Here is a 19,533-nt window from a genome sequence, read left to right on the forward strand (position 1 = left end):
TCAGCTCAGTGGCTTTTCACCGATAGTCAGGGAGACTTCACGGTTCTCGCCGCCGCGCACCACGCCGAGTGTCACCAAGGCACCGGCGCTGTCCGGCCCGAGCTTGCGGATCAGCTCGCGCGGGCCATGCACCGTCTCTGCGTTCCACGACACGATGATGTCGCCGAGACTGAGACCGGCTGCTTTCGCCGGCCCGTTATCGTCGAGGCTCATCACCATGGCGCCCTGTGTATCACCATTGCGGACCGGATGCAGGCCGGCGCCAAGATAGCCGCGCGCCACATGACCCTTCTCGCGCAGCGTCGTGACTGCCCGTTCGATCGTTTCGTAAGGCATCACCAGCGCCCGCCGGCGTGGCCCGAACAGCAGCATGCCGATCAGTCCACCCTTAGCGTCGAGCACAGGGCCACCCTCGAAACGGCCGCCGGCATTGACGGCAAGGTTGATGCGCCGGTCGATCGTGCCGCCGCGCATTGAACGCCAAGCCGGACCGACCTCGCCGACCGTGCCGAAGGTAGCGAGCGAGGTGCCGTCGCTATTGCCCGCGACGACCGCCAGATTGCCCGGCCGCACCGCATCCGCCTTTACCAGTGACGGCACGCTCGGCGCGCCGGCCGGCTTCAAAACGGCCGTTCCGGTGGACGGGTCGCGGCCGACCAGTTCGGCCTTGACGGCTTCGCCCGAAGAAAACGTCAGCTCGATCTCCTCGCCGGCCTCGACCGCCTCCTCGGCAGTGACGAAATAGCCGTCCCGCCAGTGGAAAGCAGTTGACGTCCGGTGGTGCGTCGCGAAGCTGGCCGTCGCTGGTGCCGCGGCTGCCGCGATGTCGGCAATGGCGTCGGAAAACGTGCTCAGATTGAAATCGCTCATGATTTGTCTCCTGGGTTCTTCGTGACCCAGATATCGCCCCGCAGAGCGTTGGCGGATACTCGCCTGACGGCTAGTTGGGCATTTGACTGGCCATCTGGTCAGGTCGCGGCCGGTCCGGCCGCTCCGCACATATAGGCATTGTTCATCTTGTTCCAAAAAAGCTACGGAGCCCTCAGATGGCCCTGCCCGCCCAGCAATTGCAATATGACGATGGCCTTCTCGATGCCTATTCGGCGACGGTCGCCGATGCCGTCGACCGTATCGGGCCCGCCGTCTGCCGCATCGAGCGCGTCGGTGGCCCGGGCGGCCATGGCTCAGGCTTCGTCATCGCGCCGGACGGGCTGGTCGTCACCAACTTCCACGTCGTCGGCGATGCGCGCAGCGTGCGCGTATCAATGCCGGACGGCGCCTCCAGGGAAGGCCGCGTGCTCGGCCGCGATCCCGACACCGACATTGCGCTGGTGCGCGCCGACGGCAACTTTGCCGACGTTGCGCCGCTTGGCGATTCCAAGCGTTTGAGGCGTGGCCAGATTGCAATTGCCATCGGCAATCCGCTCGGCTTCGAATGGACCGTCACCACTGGCGTCGTCTCGGCACTCGGCCGCTCGATGCGTGCCTCCACCGGCCGGCTGATCGACGACGTCATCCAGACCGACGCCGCGCTCAACCCCGGCAATTCCGGCGGACCGCTGGTGTCCTCGGCCGGCGAGGTGATCGGCGTTAACACCGCGATGATCCATGGTGCACAAGGCATCGCCTTCGCGGTTGCCTCCAACACGGCCAATTTCGTCATCTCGGAAATCATCCGCTTCGGCCGCGTGCGCCGTGCCTTCATCGGCGTTTCCGCCGACACCACCAACCTGCCGCGCCGCGCAGCCCTTTTGTCGCAAGTATCGAGCAGCACGGCGGTGCGCCTGCGCAGTGTCGAGAAGAACAGCCCGGCGGACAAGGCCGGCCTCAAGGAAGGCGACATTATTGCCGCTATCGACGGCCGCCCGGTCACCGGCGTCGACGATCTGGTGCGCATGCTCGACGCCGAGCGCATCGGCCACGAGACACTGTGCACGGTGGTGCGCCGCTCCGGCATCACTCAGGTCACGGTGATGCCGTTGGCGCGGGCGAGTTAGCGCGCCGCAGCACCCTGCGCATATAGCGCCAGGAATTCTGGGCTCGGCGGGATCGGCCTGATCACGTCGATCAGCACGCCGTTGGGATCCCTGGTAATGAAATGGCGCTGGCCGAAGGGTTCGTCGCACAGCGTTCGCAGGATCGGAAGGCCAGCGGCGGTGATCCGCTCATAGACGGCATCCGGATCCCTGACCTCGAAATTGATCAGCAGACCGGACGTGCGGCCCCGCGCTTCCTCCGGGATCGTCTCATGATCGCCCTGGACGATGCCGAGGTTGACGCGGCGATCTTCGGCTGAGCGCAGATGCACGTACCAGTCGGCCTCAAACAGCCGCTTGAAGCCGAAATGCTCAACATAAAAGGCCGCCGTGCCGGCAACGTCGCTCGTCATCAGCACCGGATAATAGCTCGTCGTCCTCATCTTTCCTTCTCCCGGCGAATAACATACAGTCTGCATGTAAATCGCATTAACATACAGGCTGCATGTATGCAACCGGGGTCCGCTCGTCGCTCCAACCGTGATCGCACCGAGGCGACACGCGCCGAGCTCATCGCCGCGGCGCGCAAACTGTTCACCGAAAAGTCCTATGCCGAAACCGGCACACCCGAGATCGTCGCCGCTGCCGGCGTCACACGCGGCGCGCTCTATCATCACTTTGCCGACAAGCAGGCGCTGTTTGCCGCTGTGGTCGAACAGGAGGCGCAAGCCGTCTCGGAAGAGATCGAACGCGCGTCACCGCCTTCGCTATTTGCCCGCGATGCGCTGATAGCCGGCTCGGATGCCTATCTGGCTGCCATGCGTGCGCCCGGCCGCACGCGGCTCTTGCTGCTTGATGGCCCGGCCGTGCTCGGCCGCGCCGCCATGGATGCGATCGACAATCGCCATGGCAACCGTTCGCTGCGCGAGGGCCTTGTCGCCGCAATGCGCTCGCACTCCATGACGAGACTGCCTGTGGAAACACTGACCGCTTTGCTCGCCGCCGCCTTCGACCGCGCAGCGCTCGCTATCGAAACTGGAGCATCGATCGAGGACTATCGCGCCGTTCTCATGGCGCTGATCGACGGCCTGTCTCCGGCTCCCCCTCAGGCACCTCACCCGGTTCGAACTCGTTGAAACAGCCTAGCTGGCGCTTGAACTGGTCGATCAGCCAAGCGGCCGCCGGTTTCGGGCTGCGATCGGCGCGGTGCATGGCATAAAGCGGCGAGCGGACTTCGCTGTAAGGCTCGAGATCGAGTTCGACGAGCCGGCCGTTCGCCAGATCATCGGCAATCAGCCATCGCGGCAGCCCACCCCAGCCCAGCCCCTCGCGCATCAGCACGTGCTTGGTGCGCACATCCGTCAGCCGCCAAGTGCGGTAGGCGAAGACGCCATAGTCGCGCCCGCGCGTACGCTCGGACTGGTCCGAGACGACCAGTTGGATGTGTTCGCGGACATCCTCCAGCGCAACTGGTCTTGGCAGCAGCGCCAGCGGGTGATCAGGCGCTGCGGCTGGCACCAGGGAGAAGAAACCGATGCGCAGCAGATTCACGTCCGCCTCGCCCAGAAGCCCTCCGATGCCGAGATCGGCCTGTCCGCCGACAACATGATCGAGGATAAGGCCAAGCGAGCCGATATGCAGACGCAGTGTCACTGCCGGGAACTGCGCCTCGAATGCCTTTAGCACCCGAACCAGCACCGGCGACGGTAGCGTCACGTCGACCGACAGCGCAACTTCCGCCTCCAATCCCTGCCGGTATCCGTCGACACGCGAGCGGATGCGTTGCAGCACGCCGACCATGCGCCGCGCATCTTCCAGCGTCGCCTTGCCGACATCGGTCAGTTGCGGCTCACGCGTGCCCTCACGCTCAAACAGCTTCAGCCCAAGCTGCGCTTCGAGGTTGGCAATGGCGTAGCTGATGACCGACTGCGCGCGGTTGAGCTTACGGCCGGCAGCCGAGAAGGAACCGGTGTCGGCCACCGCAACCAGGATCTGCAGTTGGTCAAGCGTCGGGTTGGGCTGCATCTTTCAATCCACAATTTAGATGGATCATATACAAAATATACCAGTTTTTCAAATGAGTCTGCGCACACATATTTGCCGGGAGATTTTAATCCAACCCTGGAGAGTCACCATGTCCATCCTTCTTGTCACATCCAGCCCACGCGGCGCCGCCTCGCACTCGACCCGCGTCGCCAACGAACTCGCCGACAAACTGCTTGCCGCCGATCCTTCGGCCAAGCTTGTCGCCCGCGACCTCGTCGCCAACCCGCTGCCGCATATCGACCCCGACTATTCGACCGGCATCTATACGCCGGCCGAAGCGCGCACCCAGCGCCAGGCTGAGGTCGTCGGCGTTTCTGATACTGTACTGGACGAGCTGTTTGCGGCCGACACCGTCATTCTCGCCACCGGCTTCATCAACTTCAACATCTCGTCGACGCTGAAATCCTGGGTCGACCACGTCGCCCGCTCCGGCAAAACCTTTGCTTATGGCGATGCTGGCCCCAAGGGCCTCGTCACCGGCAAGAAGGTCTATATCGTGCTGGCTTCGGGCGGAATCTATTCCGAAGGTGCGGCCGTGCAGTTCGATCACGCCATTCCCTACCTGCGCAGCGTGCTCGGCTTTCTCGGCATGACCGATGTCGAGGTCATCCGCATCGAAGGAGTCGGCATGGGCGCCGACGCGGTGGCAGCAGCGCTGGCCAAGGCCACGGCCAAGGTCAATGCCATTGTGGCTGCGACCGGAAATGCCGAGCGCGTCGCCACCGCGGCGTAACGCGTCAGCATCGTCTGAATTGTACAAGGGCAGGCGCCCGGCGCCTGCCCTTGTTTCTCGTTAGCGACAGCCTGTCGTGGGCCACACAACCGCCATTGGTTATTCCGCTTGTCTGCGCTATCGGTCGCTGATGTTCCTGTCTGTTGCCACAACGCACCGTCCGGCCACCGATCTCGGTTTCTTGCTGCACAAGCATCCGGATCGCCTGCACAAGACCGACCTGTCTTTCGGCAAGGCGTGGCTGTTCTATCCCGAGGCAACCGAAGACCGTTGCGAGGCTGCACTCCTGCTCGACGTTGACCCGGTGGGACTGGTGCGAGGCAAGGGCCAGGCAGATGGCTTGCTCGACCAATATGTGAACGACCGGCCTTACGCTGCATCATCCTTCCTGTCGGTGGCGCTGAACAAAATGCTGCGGCCGGCGATGACCGGTATATCGAAGGAGCGCCAGGAACTAGCCGACAGCGAACTGCCGCTGGAGGCCGTGGTTACTCCACTGCCGATGCGCGGCGGTGAGGCTCTGGTTCGAAGTTTGTTCGAACCCTTGGGCTGGACAGTCGATCTGACGCCAATCGAAGAAATCGGGACTGCAGCCGAGCCCCGATACGGCCATCTGAAGCTGACCGGCACGGGCCGGCTCAGCGCCTTGTTGAATCACCTCTATGTGCTGATCCCGGTGATGGACGATGCCAAGCATTATTGGATTGGCGAAGCAGAGATCGACAAGCTGCTGTCCAGGGGAGAGGGCTGGCTGGAAAACCATCCGGCCAAAGACCTGATCGTGCGCCGCTATCTTGGCAATCGCAGGGCTTTGGCCCGCATCGCCCTGGAGCGGCTGGCTCCCGAGACGGCTGGCGAGGCACAATCTGCCGAGCTGCGCGTTACGCCCGAGGAAGCGCTGGAGACGCCGATCCGGCTCAACGATCTGCGCATGGAAGCTGTGGTCCAGGCCATTCAGGCGACGGGGTCAACCTCGATTGCAGATTTGGGATGCGGCGAAGGCAAGCTGCTCGGTCGGCTCGTGCGCGAGCGATGGGTGCATAAGCTGTTCGGGCTCGATCCGGCGGTGCGCGAACTGGAATGGGCTGCAAAGCGTCTCAAGCTGAACGAATTAGGCGGGCCGCCCGAGGGCCGGGTCACGCTGCTGCATGGATCGCTGACCTACCGGGACAGCCGTTGGGCCGCAGCCGACGTCGCTGTTCTGGTCGAGGTTATCGAGCATCTCGACGAGGACAGGCTGCCCCTGGTCGAACGCATCGTTTTCGGTGAGAAGGCGCCCAAATCCGTCATCGTGACCACTCCGAATGCGGACTACAACGCTCTGTTTCCAAGACTGGCCCCCGGCGCATTTCGCCATCCCGATCACCGTTTCGAATGGAGCCGGGCTCAGTTCCAAGCCTGGGCGGCCAAAATCGGCGAGATCTATGGCTATGCAGCCACCTTCAGCGGTATCGGAGCCGAGGACGCTACCCTCGGCGCCCCCACACAGATGGCGGTGTTCACCCGATGAGAGAACCCGACAAGACCAACCTCACCATTCCTGACTTCGCCCTCGTCGTGCTGATCGGCTCGACCGGATCGGGCAAGTCGACTTTTGCCGCCAAGCATTTTCTGCCGACCGAGATCATCTCCTCGGACCAGTGCCGGGCGCTGATCTCCGACGACGAAACGGACCAGGACGTCTCTGCGGATGCCTTCGATCTGGTTCGCGAAATAGCCGGCAAACGGCTTAAACACCGCAGGCTGGGCGTCATCGACGCCACCAATGTGCGAGCCGCCGACCGCAAGGCCTGGATTGAGCTGGCGCGCAAGTGGCACGCTTTGCCCGTCGCCGTGGTCCTCGATCCAGGCGTCGAGGTGTGCGTCGCACGCAATGCGGTGCGGGCCGACCGGCCGTTTGGCGCCGGGGTCGCCCAGCGCATGACAACCGAGATTCGCAAGGGTCTTGGCGGCCTGCAACGCGAGGGCTTCCGCCAAGTCTGGAAGCTTACCAGCGAGGCCAGCATCGACGCGGCCGAGGTGTCGCGACAGCCGTTGTGGACCGATAAGCGCGACGACCATGGCCCCTTCGATATCATTGGTGACATCCACGGCTGTTCGGATGAGCTTCATATCCTGCTCGCTCGATTGGGCTACAGCATCGCCTGGTCCGAGCATCAGGGCGACCGAACGGTCATCGTGGTCCCACCAGAGGGCCGCAAGATCGTCTTTGTCGGCGACCTCGTCGATCGCGGCCCCAACTCGCCCGACATATTGCGCATTGCCATGAGCATGGTCGCGGCTGGAACCGCATACTGTGTCCAGGGCAATCATGAACGCAAACTCAGCCGCTGGCTAGAAGGCCGCAAGGTCACGGTCGCCCACGGCCTCCAGCAGACTGTCGATCAGCTAAGTGCACAGGACCGAGGCCTGCGCGAGGCGCTGCCGGCCTTTCTCGACGGCCTGCGCAGCCATGTCTGGCTCGATGGCGGAGGTCTCGCCGTCGCCCATGCCGGCCTCAAGGAAGAGATGGTCGGACGCGGTTCCGGCGCCGTGCGCGAGTTCGCTCTGTACGGCGAGACCACAGGCGAGACCGACGAGTTCGGGCTGCCCGTCCGCGCCGACTGGGCCGCGGCCTATCGTGGCAAGACGGCCATAATCTATGGACATACGCCCACGCTATCGGCTGAATGGGTCAACAACACCCTGTGCATCGACACCGGATGCGTATTCGGCGGCAAGCTGACGGCCTTGCGCTGGCCGGAACGCGAACTGGTCGAGGTGCCGGCAATCCAGACCTGGTCGGAGCCGATACGTCCGCTGGGCAGGCCCGGTCCGGACAAATCGGCACAGGCCGACGCCGACGGCGTGCTCGATTATCAGGACGTCTCCGGTCGCCGTTGGATCGAGACCGGACTGAGGGGCCGGATTGTCGTGGCCGAGGAGAATGCGTCGGCAGCACTGGAGGTGATGAGCCGCTTCGCGCTCTCGCCGCAATGGCTGATTTATCTGCCGCCGACCATGTCGCCGTCCGAGACCAGCAGCCAGGACGGCTGGCTGGAACGTCCGGAGGATGCCTTCGCTTACTTCCGCGAGCGCGGCGTTGCGCAGGTCGTGTGCGAGGAGAAGCATATGGGTTCGCGGGCAGTGATCGCGCTCTGCCGGAACGCGCAGGCGGCACGCAGCCGCTTCGGGGTCCCTGGCGACGAAACCGGCGCAATCTGGACCCGCACCGGACGCTCCTTTTTCAACGACAGTGCCATGACGGAGGGCCTGCTCGCCCGTCTCCGCGCCGAGGTCGACACGGCGGACCTGTGGAAGGAATTGAACAGCGACTGGCTGCTGCTGGACACCGAGATAATGCCTTGGTCGGCCAAAGCCGGCAGTCTGATCGAAAGCCAGTATGCGCCTGTGGCCACATCCTCTGCCGCCGATCTCAAGGCCAGCAGCGAGGCGCTGGCCCGTGCGATGGCGCGCGGCGTCGATGCAGCCGGCCTGAACGCACGCCTTGAAGACCGGGCCGTCCGCGCAGCCAAATACGCCACCGCCTGGGCGCCCTACGTATGGCCAGTTTCGGGCGTCGAGGACCTCAAGGCCGCGCCTTTCCACCTGCTGGCCAGCGAGGGACGTGTTTGGTTTGACCAGGACCATGTCTGGCACATGTCGCTCGCGGACCGTCTGGCTGCCCATGGTGGCGTGGTCACGCCGACTCGATGGCGTATGGTTGATCTGGCCGACGGCAGCGCGTGTGCCGAGGCCATCGCCTGGTGGGAGACGCTGACTGGCTCAGGCGGCGAAGGCATGGTGGTCAAACCACGCGACTTCGTCAGCCGTGGCAAGAAGGGGCTCATCCAGCCTGCGTTGAAGGTCCGCGGCCCGGAATATTTGCGCATCATCTATGGTCCCGAATATGACGCGCCCGACAATCTCGTCCGCCTGCGAGAACGCGGCCTGGCCGGCAAGCGCAGCTTGGCGCTCAGAGAGTTCGCGCTTGGTCACGAAGCGCTAACGCGATTTGTCGCCAAGCAGCCGCTACGCCGGGTTCACGAGTGTGTCTTCGCCGTGCTGGCGTTGGAAAGCGAGCCAATCGACCCAAGGCTGTAGTAGTAGCCGATCTACCCGAAGATCTTTTCGCCTTGCTCGTCGACCAGTTGGATGCCCTTTTTGATCGAGATGTCGACGGCGTCATCAAGCCCGGCAAAGCGGTCGGCGCGGATGAATTTGTGCTCCTTCATCACGCCGTCGATCTCCTTTGAAACCACGCCGCAGGTCTGGTACTGGCCCTCCGCCTTGTAGGGCGTGGCGCTGATCAAAAATCCCTTGTGCTCGATCTGCTTTGCCGGCGCCGCTGTCTTTGGCTCGGCGGCTTCGTTGCCTCCGCCGAAAAGACGCTTCAGAAAAGACATGGGGTATCCTCCAACGGCAATCATCCTGCACCACATAGCGCGGTGCAGGATGATTTTCAGTACCGGTCCTTGGCCGAGCGGGCAAGGGCCGCAGCTGGTTTGGCACTCAGAGGTCAGTCGCGCGACAACGCTTCCAAGGCCTCTGCGGCAGCTTCCAATATGCTGATTGCCTCGGCCTGCTTTGCTTCAGGCGCATCGACGATTTCGCCGAGCGCGGCGCGTAGCCGGTGGCGCACGGCGCGAAACTCGTCGCGCTTTTCCGAGCGGCCGCGGCCGCGGCGGCCACCGTCGCCGTCATCGTTCCAGCCGAACCAGTCGCGCGCCTTCGCCATCTTGCGGCCGAAGCGCTCGAGATGTTCGAGCACGTGGTCGATCATCTCGCGATTTTCGTTGAGGTGCGCCTGCCCAGCCTCGGTGATTGAAAACACCTTCTTGTTGCCTTCCGCCGCAGAAACGGCGTAGCCGGCCTCTTCCAGGAAGGTCAGCGTCGGGTAGACCACGCCGGGGCTCGGGCTGTAGAAGCCGCTGGTGCGCTCCTCCAGCGCCTTGATGATGTCGTAGCCGTGCCGCGGCGCCTCGGCCAGCAGCGACAGCGTGATCAGCTTGAGGTCGCCGTCAGCCAGCATGCGCCCGGCGCGGAACATGTCGCCCGGCCCGCCGCGTCCGCCGCCTCTCATGCCATGCCCGAACGGGCCGAAGCCGCCGCGTCCGCCGAACTTGCCGGCCATATGCATGAAAACGCGCTCGGCGTGTTCGCCAAAACGATGATGCCCGAAATGATTGCCTTTGTGCATTGCCTGCTCCTTGAGTTATGTCTTAAGATATATCTCAATTAGATACCCATAGCGACCGAGTCAAGATATATCTTACGATGTATCTGAAAATAGCGCCGGCAGGATTGATTTCGCGCGAGAAGCGCAGCTAGGAAGCGCGTGAGGGCCGAAGGCCACTCCCTAAGCGTCTGACGTGAAGCAACGCATCCACCCTCGGTCGTTCCGGGCAGTGACGCCGAAGACCGGCGAATGGATGCCAAAGCGACGGACCGGATGCTTCAGGGAAAATCCCAGATGATTGTGAAAACCTCGCGCAGAAAGCTGCCAGCGCACTATGCCGCCATCGTCAGCCCGCTGGTGCTGTCGTTGCTGATGACGTTCATCGTGTCGTTTATCTCGACACTGAAAAGCCTTGGCTTCCAGCCCGATCTGCCGGCCACCTGGCTGACAGCCTGGGGCCTGTCCTGGCTGGTGGCATTTCCGACGCTGCTGCTGGTGCTGCCGGCGGTGCGCCGCATCGTTGGCTGGCTTTGCGAGCCTGTGGCTCGATAGCCGGCCATACGAAGGCTTGGAAACAATCTCGTGGCTTTTGGTGCCAAGTGAACTGGCACCGTCACCAGCGGCGTTTGCGCCGATTCCAGGCATAGAGCAGATCAGCAAAACGATCATAGGCATAGCGCGTCAACGGCAGCGCGGCGGGATTGCCGAACAGCGTCGCCAACCAGCCCTCGCCCGGCGTTATCAGCCACACCGCAACGGCAACATCGGCGCCGACCAGCAATTTGCCGTCGGCGTCGGTCGCATGCAGCCGGCGCCGGATATCCTCCAGCCCGATGCCGTAGCGGGCCAGCGCCGTCGGTTCGGCATTGATGTCGCGAAATTCGATCCGCCCGGCCTTGACCGCCTCGATCAGCCGCCGCTTCTGCCGGCTGATGCCGGCATCACAGACCGGACAGCGCGTATTATACCAGACGGTCAGCAGAGGCTTGCTCATGTTTCGAAACGGCACCAGAGGGACGCGCACCGACTATCCGGCAAACGCCGTTGCGCCGCAACGCAACACGACACCCGCGAAATGGCCAGGCCTGGAGTGCAACCTACCCGAGCGAGGTGATGATCTCGCGATAGGCATCCTCCGGGAAAGCCTTGAGCGTCCGCGTCCTGACGTTGCCGCCCGTCGCCAGCATCAGCGAGAAACGGGCGAGCACCGCATCGTCGGGCGCTTCGACCACCGCCACCATGTCGCAATCCCCCATGGTGAGATAAAATGCCTTGAAGGACCCGCCCATGTCTCCCAACAGCTTTTTGGCGGCATCGAGCCGCTTCGGCGACTCGCGCACATTTTTGGCGCCTTGCTCCGTCCAGTTGATCAGCACGATGTAAGTTGTCATGGCACACCTCCCTCCGGAGCCACGGAGCACGGCGTCCAACCGCCGGGGCGGGCATCCGGGGTTGTCGCCCAGAGAATGCATCCGTCGCGGAATTATCCTCCCACGACCGGTGCACCGCAAGAACAACCGGCCGGATGATAAAATTAAAAAGGCGCCGGATGGCGCCCTCTGAATCGTTCGGTCATTCTTGAGTGTCAGCTCCTCAGACGGTTCCGAGCATGCTCGAGCACGACGTCAGCTATCGACCGTCCTGATCAAGCCCTGCTCTGACAGATCGATTTTGTCCTTCAGAATGTATCTGTGGCCAAGGCCAACCGAATTTTCCGGAAGTCCCAGATAGGCGGCGAGTTCCTCATGGAGGTCGAGCGGAGCCATGTACTCTTTCGCTCCATCCATTCCCAATATCTGAAGCAAATCGTCAGGCGCGGCCTGCTTGCCGATCATAGCCAGCAAGGCGGGAGCGTCTTCCAGCCGAGGACGCATGTCCTCATCGTCAGGGTCACTCATCTCCATGCCCGGACAGGAATTGTAGCGCGATTGGAGAACACCGTGCTTTGCCGCCCAGAGGTTTAGCTGTTCCTCATCATAGACGGCAATCGCGATGCCGATGCAGGTCAGATCGAGGGTCAGGCTCTGAAGCAAGGATTCAATCCAGCGCGGGTCGAGCTGGTCTGTGTAACGGTCGGAGAAAGTGGTCCAACCATTCTGTTCGGTTGTGACGAAGGCGTCGATGGTCTTCGTCCTCAGCCAGTTGACCAACGCTTCTTGCGTTGGCCCCTTTATGCTGACGGTTCCGTAGGTCGCGCCCACCTAAAAATCCTCAGCTGTCGAGGAAGCTTCTGAGCTTGCGCGAGCGGCTCGGATGCTTGAGCTTGCGCAGCGCCTTGGCTTCGATCTGGCGGATACGCTCGCGGGTGACCGAGAACTGCTGGCCGACCTCTTCAAGCGTGTGATCGGTGTTCATGCCGATGCCGAAGCGCATTCTGAGCACGCGCTCTTCGCGCGGCGTCAGTGAGGCCAGCACGCGCGTCGTCGTCTCGCGCAAATTGGCCTGGATCGCCGCGTCGATCGGCAGGATCGCCATCTTGTCCTCGATGAAATCGCCGAGATGCGAATCCTCCTCGTCGCCGACCGGCGTTTCGAGCGAGATCGGCTCCTTGGCGATCTTCAGCACCTTGCGCACTTTTTCCAGCGGCATGGCGAGCTTTTCCGCCAGTTCTTCCGGCGTCGGCTCGCGGCCGATCTCATGCAGCATCTGGCGCGAGGTGCGCACGATCTTGTTGATCGTTTCGATCATGTGCACCGGAATGCGGATGGTACGCGCCTGGTCGGCGATCGAACGGGTGATCGCCTGCCGGATCCACCATGTCGCGTAGGTCGAGAACTTGTAGCCGCGGCGGTATTCGAATTTGTCGACCGCCTTCATCAGGCCGATATTGCCTTCCTGGATCAGGTCGAGGAACTGCAGGCCGCGATTGGTGTATTTCTTGGCGATGGAGATGACGAGGCGCAGATTGGCCTCGACCATTTCCTTCTTGGCGATCGCGGCTTCGCGCTCGCCCTTCTGCACCTGGTTGACGATCTTGCGGAATTCCTGGATCGAAATCGCCGTCTCGGTGGCGAGGTTCTGGATCTCGGCGCGCAGGTCGCGGATGGCGTCCTTCTCGTTCTTGGTGAATTCCTTCCAGCCGCGCGAGGTCAAATTGCCGATCGAGCGGGTCCAGTTCGGATCGAGCTCCGAGCCCTGATATTCCTTGAGGAATTCCTCGCGGCGCACACCATAGCTTTCGGCCAGCCTGAGCAGCTTGCCTTCGTTCTGCACCAGGCGCTTGTTGATGTCGTAGAGCTGCTCGACCAGCGCCTCGATGCGCGCCGTGTTCAAGGACAGCGACTTCACCGCCTTGATCAGTTGGTCCTTCAGCTCCTTGAGCCGGCGGTCCTGACTGGGGGACAGCGTGCCGGCGGCGGCCAGCCGGTTCTCGACCTGCTGGTCCTGCAGCTTGCGCAGTTTCTTGTAGGTGTCGGCAATGACGTCGAGCGTCTCCATCACCTGCGGGCGCAGTTCCGCTTCCATCGCCGCCAGCGACAGGCTCGCCTCGTCATCGTCTTCCTCGTCGTCGTCCACCAGGCCACGGGTGTCGCCGCCGACATTGGTGATGTCGTCCTCGTCCTCGCGCGAACGGCGCGACTTTTCCTCGGTCTTGGCTTCCTCGATACGCTCGACAACCGGCGCCTGCTTGGCCTCCGGCCCGGCATAGGTCGCCTCGAGGTCGATGATCTCGCGCAGCAAGATCTTCGATTCGTTGAGCTCGTCACGCCAGATGATGATGGCCTGGAAGGTCAGCGGGCTTTCGCACAGGCCCGCGATCATCGTCTCGCGGCCGGCCTCGATGCGCTTGGCGATCGCGATTTCGCCCTCGCGCGACAGAAGCTCGACTGAGCCCATCTCGCGCAGATACATGCGGACCGGATCGTCGGTGCGGTCGGTCGGCTCTTTCTTGGTCGTGGTGGCAGCGACGGCGGTGCCGGTCTGCTCGGCCAGCTCGTTGGCGTCTTCCTCGGCGTCAGCGGCGGTATCGGCGGCTTCGGGCTCCTCGCCCTGCTCGTCGTCCTCGACCACGTTGATGCCCATGTCGGAAAGCATGGCCATCGTGTCCTCGATCTGCTCGGAGGTCACTTCCTCCGAGGGCAGCACCGAATTCAGCTCGTCCATGGTGACATAGCCGCGCTTCTTGGCGGCCTTGATCATCTTCTTGACAGCATCGTCGGAAAGGTCGAGCAGAGGGCCATCAGTCGCGGCCTCGCGTTCGGTCTCGACTTCTTCCTTTTCTTTTGTCGCCATAGTCTTTATTTTCTCCAAGCGGCTGAGTATCAAAGCCGCGTAAGCTGCCGGTCCGGTCAAATTGGATGCGCTCCTTCCAGAACGCGCTTTACCGGGCCAGTAACTGCATCTCTCGTTAAGTCCAGATTAACCCTGATATCTGTGGCAAGCTGACTGCCTGTCCAGTGATCAGTACCTTACATCGCTGCATTCCCGTCGATGCCGGGGCGGGTTAACGTTTCGAATCGACCTGATTCCGCCATTCTGCCGGAAGGTCAAGCGCCTCTCGCATGATTCGCATGAAAAAAGCGAATCAATTACCCGACTTAGAGCACCGCACGCTTGATTCAACGCGCAAGCACGTCCTTACATTTCAGTCTTCTGGACATTTCAGTCTTCTGGAGGCTTCGATCTAAACGCGCCCAGCCCTGCCCGACGATACGCCAAACCCTTCGATCAGCGCTTCCGTTGCCTGCACATCACGAAATTGCGCCTGGATTTCGACCAGGTGCCAGTAGTTTTCGTCCGTGGGATCGCTGGCGAGCGCTGCTTCCGCCTGCTTCAGCTCCTTATGTAAGGTGCGCGCGCTGCGCTGCAAGTGGAGAGCCTGGCTGAACGCGTCGCGAGCATCGTCGAGTGCTGCCGTTTCCAGCGCCGGCCATTGCCGCGCACGTTTGATCAGCGCCACCGCGCGCTGCCAGATCTCACCGCAGCCGGCCCGCTCGATCGTCGCGATCACTGCGTTGCGGTCGTTGGCCATATCATGCGCCATGGCGTCGAGGATGGCCGCATGCAGCCGCTTCAGATCGGAATTGGCGAGATCGAGGAACTCGACATGGGCGAAATTCTCGTCGATCAGCACGGGATGGTTGACGAGGGCCGCAATGATCGTCGCCTCGCGCACCGACATGCCCTCGCCGCCGCGTTTGACCAGCGCCGAGCGGCCGAGGCTTTCGGTGATCGCGGTGCGCCCACCGGCACCGCCGCCACGTGCAAACTGCCCGCCGGGTGCTGAGGCCCTGCCCTGAAAGCGCTCACCGGGCCGTCCGTCCTGACGTCCCTGGCGTCCGCGCTGGGTCCCGAAGAAGCTCTGTACCCGCTCGCGCATTTCCTGTTGGTAATGATAGCGAAGGCTCTCGTCGCGGATGCGGCTGGTCAGTTCGCGCAGCGTCTTTTCGAGCTCCGCCCGCCGTTCCGGCGTGTCGAAGATGCCGCCGGCGGTCTCGCGCATCCACAAGAGGTCGGCCAGCGGCCGCGCCTCGGAAAGCACGGCGCGGAATGCGTCCGGCCCTTCGGCCTTGACCAGATCGTCGGGATCCTTGCCCTCCGGCAGCAGGGCGAAGCGCACGGAGCGGCCTGCCTGGACCGCCGGTAGCGCCATGTCGGCGGCGCGCCACGCTGCCTTCAACCCGGCCTGGTCGCCGTCGAAGCACAGCACCGGCTCGCCAGCCATGCGCCATAGAAGTTCGAGCTGGTTTTCAGTCAATGCGGTGCCGAGCGGCGCCACCACGTTTTCGAAGCCGGCCTGCGCCAGCGCGATCACATCCATGTAGCCTTCGACCGCAATGACCGTGCCGCCCTTGGCCAGCGTCCCCTTTCCCAGCGCCGCCTTTCCCAGCGCTTGGCGCGCACGGGCGAAATTGTAGAGGACGTTGCCCTTGTGGAAGAGCTCCGTATCGGGCGAGTTCATGTATTTGGCCAGCGCATCCGGCGCCAGTGCCCGCCCGCCGAAGGCGATGATCTTGCCCCTGGAATCCGGGATCGGGAACATGATGCGGTCGCGGAACCAATCGTAGGAAACCGGAACGTCGTCGCCACGGCGCACCAGCCCGCACGCCTCGATGTCGGCCTTGGGGACACCCTTGGCGGCAAGGTGCTCCTTCAGCGCGTTGCGGCTGTCGGGGGCATAGCCGAGGCGGAAAGACTGCTGCGTCGCCGGTGTCAGCCCACGGTCGCGCAGATAGGCGCGGGCCTTTGCCCCTTCCGGTCCCTGTAGCCGTTCCTGGAAGAACACCGTCGCCATCTCCATGACATCGGTCAGGCTGGCGCGTTCCTTTTCGCGCCGTTCCTCATCGGCGTCGCGAACCGGCATCGGCACGCCGGCCATGTCGGCGATCTTCTCGACTGCCTCGGGAAAGCTCATCCCATCGAGTTCGGTCAAGAACTTGAAATGGTCGCCCGAAACCGAGCAGCCGAAACAGTGATAACGGCCCTTCTTGTCCTCGCAGTGGAAGGACGGGCTCTTCTCGCCATGGAACGGACAGCACGCCCAATAATCGCCGCGTGGCGCGTTGGTCTTCTTCCTGTCCCACGCGACGCGCTGGCCGATCACCGAAGAAATCGGTACGCGGTCGCGGATCTCGTCGAGGAAAGCAGGCGGAAAGCGCATGGGGGACAGCTCGTTTGGCCTCCATATAATCACACGGGCGAAGCCCGACGACTCCTAATGGCGACCATACCCGGTTTTCACAGGCCAAAAGAGAAGGCGGGCCGCGGGCCGCCTTGTCGATCTAATCCGGCGCAGCGCCGGTCAGCCGTTCCGCACCTACTGCGCGGCGATGGCGCCGAAGATCAGGCCGGAGAGAACGCTGACCAGCAGATAGTCATTGCCGACCCGGATCCATTCCTGGCCGGGACCCGGACGGCGCAGGCCATAGTGGCGATAGTCGCGGATCGGCTGGTGACGCTTCCAGCTCGAATATCTCTGGCCGTTGCGCCAATGGCTGCGCTTCACCACGATCTTCTTCTTCACTATGACGCGCCTGTTCACGTCGACATGCTTGTTCACGTCGACATGCCTGCCGGGCCTTTGCCAGTCGACCTGGCTGTAGTTCGACTGCGGCGCGTTTGGTGTGTTCAGTGGTGCAGCCTGGCCTTGCAAGGCGGTTGCAGCCAGCATCGAGAAGGCAACGGCGGAAAGAACGATACGTTTCATAGCGGGTACTCCTTGGTTGTCGATGCCTACGGAATAGAGCCGGAAGAATGAACCGAAACTGAACACAGAGATTACGTTTTCGTAATGATTTCTTACATTTAGCACGACTAATTCAGCGCTACCTTTAAAGCGGCCGTCCGAGAATGGACGCATGACCCTCCGCAACTCGGCAGTCTATGCAACCATTTTGTCAGCCATCCATTTCCGACACGCTCCGTCGCGTGCCAACAGGCGTCCGAACCGCGCAAAATTTATTATTCGGCTAAAATAAATCGGAGTTATATTAACCTCTGCAATGTCCACGATTCGCGCCCACTTTTGCCCCTTTGACGTCACGGCGCCCGCGTCGCTGATACCGGTCGGGTTGCGGGGTCGGGCATGAGTGGCTCCGTCGTTTTGCTGCACCTTGCCGGTGCGGTCGCACTGATGCTGTTTGCCACCCGTTTGGTGAAGACCGGCGTCGAGCGCGCCTATGGCGATGTGCTGCGCCACAAACTGCGCGCCACAATGCGCAATCCGTTCATGGCGGTTCTGGCCGGCTGCGGCCTAGCTGTCGCACTGCAAAGCTCGACCGCCGTCACCTTGCTGGTCGGCTCATTCGCCGGCTCCGGTATTGTCAGCGGCATGTCGGGCCAGCTTGCGGTGCGCGGTGCCGAGATCGGCTCGGCCCTGGTGGTCAAGCTGCTTACCTTCGATCTGTCGCTGCTGGTGCCGGTCTGCCTTGTCGCCGGCACGGTGATGTTCATGGCCACCGAGCGGCGCGACTGGCGCCAGTTCGGCCGCATCCTGGTCGGCATCGGCCTGCTGCTTTTGTCGCTGGAGATGATCGGCCAGGCGTCGGAGCCGCTACGCCAGAGCACGCTGATGCCACTCATCGTCGATTACTTCTCTGGCGATCCGGTCACCGCCTACCTTCTGGCGGCGTTGGTCACCTGGCTGTTCCATTCCTCGATCGCCGCGGTGCTGCTGATGGTGACGCTGGCCGGCCGCGGCTTCATCCCGCCCGAACTCGGCATCGTGCTGGTGCTCGGTGTCAATCTCGGCTCTTCGATCATCGCGCCGCTTCTAACCCGCAACGCAGAACCCGGCGTTCGTATCGTGCCGATCGGCAATCTCCTGATGCGCGGCATGGGTTCGCTGATCATGCTGATCCTGTTCCTGACGTTCAGGCCGCCGGTCGCCTTCTTGGGCAGCACCGTGCCCGAGCAGATCGTCAATGCCCACATCGTCTTCAACATCCTGATCCTGATCGCCGGCCTGCCGCTGGCGAGCCTGGTCTATCGTGCCTCGGAAAAGATCGTGGCGCTGGGCACCAAGCCGCAGCCCGCCAACGCGCTCGACGTCGTCGAGCTTTCGGCGCTCAACGAAAGTGCGCTCGACGTGCCGAGCCAGGCTTTGGCCAACGCCACCCGCGAGGTGGTGCGGGTCTGCGAGACGGTCGAGATCATGCTGAAACGGATCATCGAACTCTATGAGAGCGCCGACGCCGACAAGATCAGCGCGCTGGCCGCGCTCGACGACCGTGTCGACAGGAAGCACGCGGCGATAAAGCTCTATCTGGCCAAGGTCACCAAGAACCCGCTGAGCGAGGACGAGGCGCTGCGTTGCCAGGAGCTGATCGGCGCCTGCGTCAAGCTGGAGCAGGTCGGCGACATCATCGTGCGCAACATGCTGGTCCACGTGAAGAAGAAATTCGAGCGCGGGCTGGAGTTCACGCCGGAAGGCTGGCGCGAGCTTTGCGCCTTCCATGCCTTGGTGCTTGCCAATGCCAGGCTTGCCTTCAACGTGCTGGTGTCTCGCGATCCGGAGACCGCTCGCCAGTTGGTGCTGGAAAAGGACCGGCTGCGCGACCGCGAGAAGGAAACCAGCCAGAGCCATTTCGTGCGGCTGCGCGACGGCACCGCCAAGAGCGTCGAGACCAGCTCCATCCATCTCGACACCATTCGTGACCTCAAGCAGATCAACTCGCTGCTCGCCTCGATGGCCTATCCCGTGCTCGAGGAGCGCGGCCTGCTCACCGGTTCGCGGCTGAAGGCTGGATAGATTGCGTCCACAAGCCGGGTAGCTTCAGAACATCGCCTATGAAAATTGCTGTGGGCCAATGCGCAAAAATTATCTTTGCGCCACCTCCTGTCTGTCGGCTAAAGATCGCCGCATCTACCGGAAGGAAAGTCGATGGACACCCATTCTCGCAGCTTCGCCAAAGCGCTTTCCTGGCGCGTCACCGGTACCATCGACACGATGATCATTTCGCTCGTCGTGACCGGAAGCATCAAGCTCGCCGCGGCCATCGGCCTGACCGAGGTCGTCACCAAGTCGCTACTCTACTATCTTCACGAGCGGGCGTGGCTGAAAATTCCTTATGGAAGGAAGGCAGCCGCCTAGCTCTTGCCTCCGCGGCGGGCGCCTGACCGGCGATCAAGAAAAGCTAAAGCGGCGTCGACAATTTCTGGATTGCCCGCCGCCCTCATCC

General features: G+C 62.7%; 19 protein-coding genes. 8 read left to right on the plus strand and 11 right to left on the minus strand.

Annotated features, from left to right (window positions below; translation table 11 throughout):
• The gene (locus NKI95_RS28150; RefSeq protein ID WP_352720850.1) at window positions 1-870 is read right to left on the minus strand and encodes a S1C family serine protease; all 870 of its coding nucleotides are present in this window, start codon (window positions 868-870) and stop codon (window positions 1-3) included.
• Between the two features lie 176 nt (window positions 871-1,046).
• Between NKI95_RS28150 and NKI95_RS28155 the strand changes: the two genes are divergently transcribed.
• Window positions 1,047-1,997, plus strand: a complete 951-nt coding sequence (locus NKI95_RS28155) for a S1C family serine protease (protein WP_352720851.1) — start codon at window positions 1,047-1,049, stop codon at window positions 1,995-1,997.
• Here the strand turns inward: NKI95_RS28155 and NKI95_RS28160 are convergent.
• Window positions 1,994-2,419 (minus strand): VOC family protein, encoded by a 426-nt coding sequence (locus NKI95_RS28160; protein ID WP_352720853.1) that lies wholly within the window; start codon window positions 2,417-2,419, stop codon window positions 1,994-1,996. The genes NKI95_RS28155 and NKI95_RS28160 overlap by 4 nt on opposite strands.
• Window positions 2,420-2,485: 66 nt before the next feature.
• On the opposite strand from NKI95_RS28160, the gene NKI95_RS28165 reads away from it, so the two are divergent.
• On the plus strand, window positions 2,486-3,112 hold the full coding sequence (locus tag NKI95_RS28165; RefSeq protein WP_352720855.1) for a TetR/AcrR family transcriptional regulator: 627 nt from the start codon (window positions 2,486-2,488) through the stop codon (window positions 3,110-3,112).
• Here the strand turns inward: NKI95_RS28165 and NKI95_RS28170 are convergent.
• A complete protein-coding gene (locus tag NKI95_RS28170) occupies window positions 3,045-4,001 on the minus strand; it encodes a LysR family transcriptional regulator (RefSeq protein WP_352720857.1) in 957 nt (318 codons plus the stop codon). The genes NKI95_RS28165 and NKI95_RS28170 overlap by 68 nt on opposite strands.
• Before the next feature lie 109 nt (window positions 4,002-4,110).
• Here NKI95_RS28170 and NKI95_RS28175 point away from each other — a divergent pair, with 109 nt between their 5' ends.
• From NKI95_RS28175 to NKI95_RS28185, 3 genes are all read left to right on the plus strand, one after another.
• Window positions 4,111-4,755, plus strand: a complete 645-nt coding sequence (locus NKI95_RS28175) for an FMN-dependent NADH-azoreductase (protein WP_352466683.1) — start codon at window positions 4,111-4,113, stop codon at window positions 4,753-4,755.
• Between the two features lie 130 nt (window positions 4,756-4,885).
• On the plus strand, window positions 4,886-6,265 hold the full coding sequence (locus NKI95_RS28180; protein ID WP_352720904.1) for a 3' terminal RNA ribose 2'-O-methyltransferase Hen1: 1,380 nt from the start codon (window positions 4,886-4,888) through the stop codon (window positions 6,263-6,265).
• On the plus strand, window positions 6,262-8,838 hold the full coding sequence (locus NKI95_RS28185) for a polynucleotide kinase-phosphatase (RefSeq protein WP_352720859.1): 2,577 nt from the start codon (window positions 6,262-6,264) through the stop codon (window positions 8,836-8,838). The genes NKI95_RS28180 and NKI95_RS28185 overlap by 4 nt, the downstream gene beginning before the upstream one ends.
• Window positions 8,839-8,849: 11 nt before the next feature.
• Here NKI95_RS28185 and NKI95_RS28190 read toward each other — a convergent pair whose 3' ends face one another.
• Window positions 8,850-9,140 (minus strand): HlyU family transcriptional regulator, encoded by a 291-nt coding sequence (locus tag NKI95_RS28190; RefSeq protein ID WP_023678291.1) that lies wholly within the window; start codon window positions 9,138-9,140, stop codon window positions 8,850-8,852.
• Between the two features lie 113 nt (window positions 9,141-9,253).
• Complete coding sequence (locus NKI95_RS28195) at window positions 9,254-9,934, minus strand: PadR family transcriptional regulator (RefSeq protein WP_352720861.1); 681 nt, start codon at window positions 9,932-9,934, stop codon at window positions 9,254-9,256.
• Window positions 9,935-10,207: 273 nt separating this feature from the next.
• Between NKI95_RS28195 and NKI95_RS28200 the strand changes: the two genes are divergently transcribed.
• Window positions 10,208-10,465, plus strand: a complete 258-nt coding sequence (locus NKI95_RS28200) for a DUF2798 domain-containing protein (RefSeq protein WP_352720862.1) — start codon at window positions 10,208-10,210, stop codon at window positions 10,463-10,465.
• 61 nt (window positions 10,466-10,526) lie between these two features.
• On the opposite strand, the gene NKI95_RS28205 is transcribed toward NKI95_RS28200, so the two are convergent.
• From NKI95_RS28205 to NKI95_RS28230, 6 genes are all read right to left on the minus strand, one after another.
• Window positions 10,527-10,907, minus strand: a complete 381-nt coding sequence (locus tag NKI95_RS28205) for a thiol-disulfide oxidoreductase DCC family protein (RefSeq protein WP_352720863.1) — start codon at window positions 10,905-10,907, stop codon at window positions 10,527-10,529.
• Window positions 10,908-11,010: 103 nt separating this feature from the next.
• The gene (locus NKI95_RS28210) at window positions 11,011-11,304 is read right to left on the minus strand and encodes a GYD domain-containing protein (RefSeq protein ID WP_352720864.1); all 294 of its coding nucleotides are present in this window, start codon (window positions 11,302-11,304) and stop codon (window positions 11,011-11,013) included.
• A gap of 234 nt (window positions 11,305-11,538) precedes the next feature.
• Complete coding sequence (locus NKI95_RS28215; RefSeq protein WP_352720865.1) at window positions 11,539-12,114, minus strand: hypothetical protein; 576 nt, start codon at window positions 12,112-12,114, stop codon at window positions 11,539-11,541.
• A 10-nt stretch (window positions 12,115-12,124) separates the two neighbouring features.
• Window positions 12,125-14,146 carry an RNA polymerase sigma factor RpoD gene (gene rpoD, locus NKI95_RS28220; RefSeq protein ID WP_023678297.1) on the minus strand — a complete coding sequence of 674 codons (2,022 nt, stop codon included), beginning with the start codon at window positions 14,144-14,146 and terminating at the stop codon, window positions 12,125-12,127.
• Between the two features lie 391 nt (window positions 14,147-14,537).
• Window positions 14,538-16,514 (minus strand): DNA primase, encoded by a 1,977-nt coding sequence (dnaG, locus tag NKI95_RS28225; RefSeq protein ID WP_352720867.1) that lies wholly within the window; start codon window positions 16,512-16,514, stop codon window positions 14,538-14,540.
• A gap of 156 nt (window positions 16,515-16,670) precedes the next feature.
• Window positions 16,671-17,060 (minus strand): RcnB family protein, encoded by a 390-nt coding sequence (locus NKI95_RS28230; RefSeq protein ID WP_352720869.1) that lies wholly within the window; start codon window positions 17,058-17,060, stop codon window positions 16,671-16,673.
• Between the two features lie 378 nt (window positions 17,061-17,438).
• On the opposite strand from NKI95_RS28230, the gene NKI95_RS28235 reads away from it, so the two are divergent.
• Both NKI95_RS28235 and NKI95_RS28240 read left to right on the plus strand, forming a co-directional pair.
• Entirely contained in the window at window positions 17,439-19,103 is a 1,665-nt protein-coding gene (locus NKI95_RS28235; protein ID WP_352720871.1) for a Na/Pi cotransporter family protein, read from the plus strand.
• A 132-nt stretch (window positions 19,104-19,235) separates the two neighbouring features.
• Window positions 19,236-19,445, plus strand: coding sequence for a DUF2061 domain-containing protein (locus NKI95_RS28240; RefSeq protein ID WP_023678301.1), 210 nt, complete (start codon window positions 19,236-19,238; stop codon window positions 19,443-19,445).
• Window positions 19,446-19,533 lie beyond the last annotated feature (88 nt).

It is taken from the genome of Mesorhizobium sp. M0306 (assembly GCF_040321655.1).
GTDB lineage: Bacteria > Pseudomonadota > Alphaproteobacteria > Rhizobiales > Rhizobiaceae > Mesorhizobium.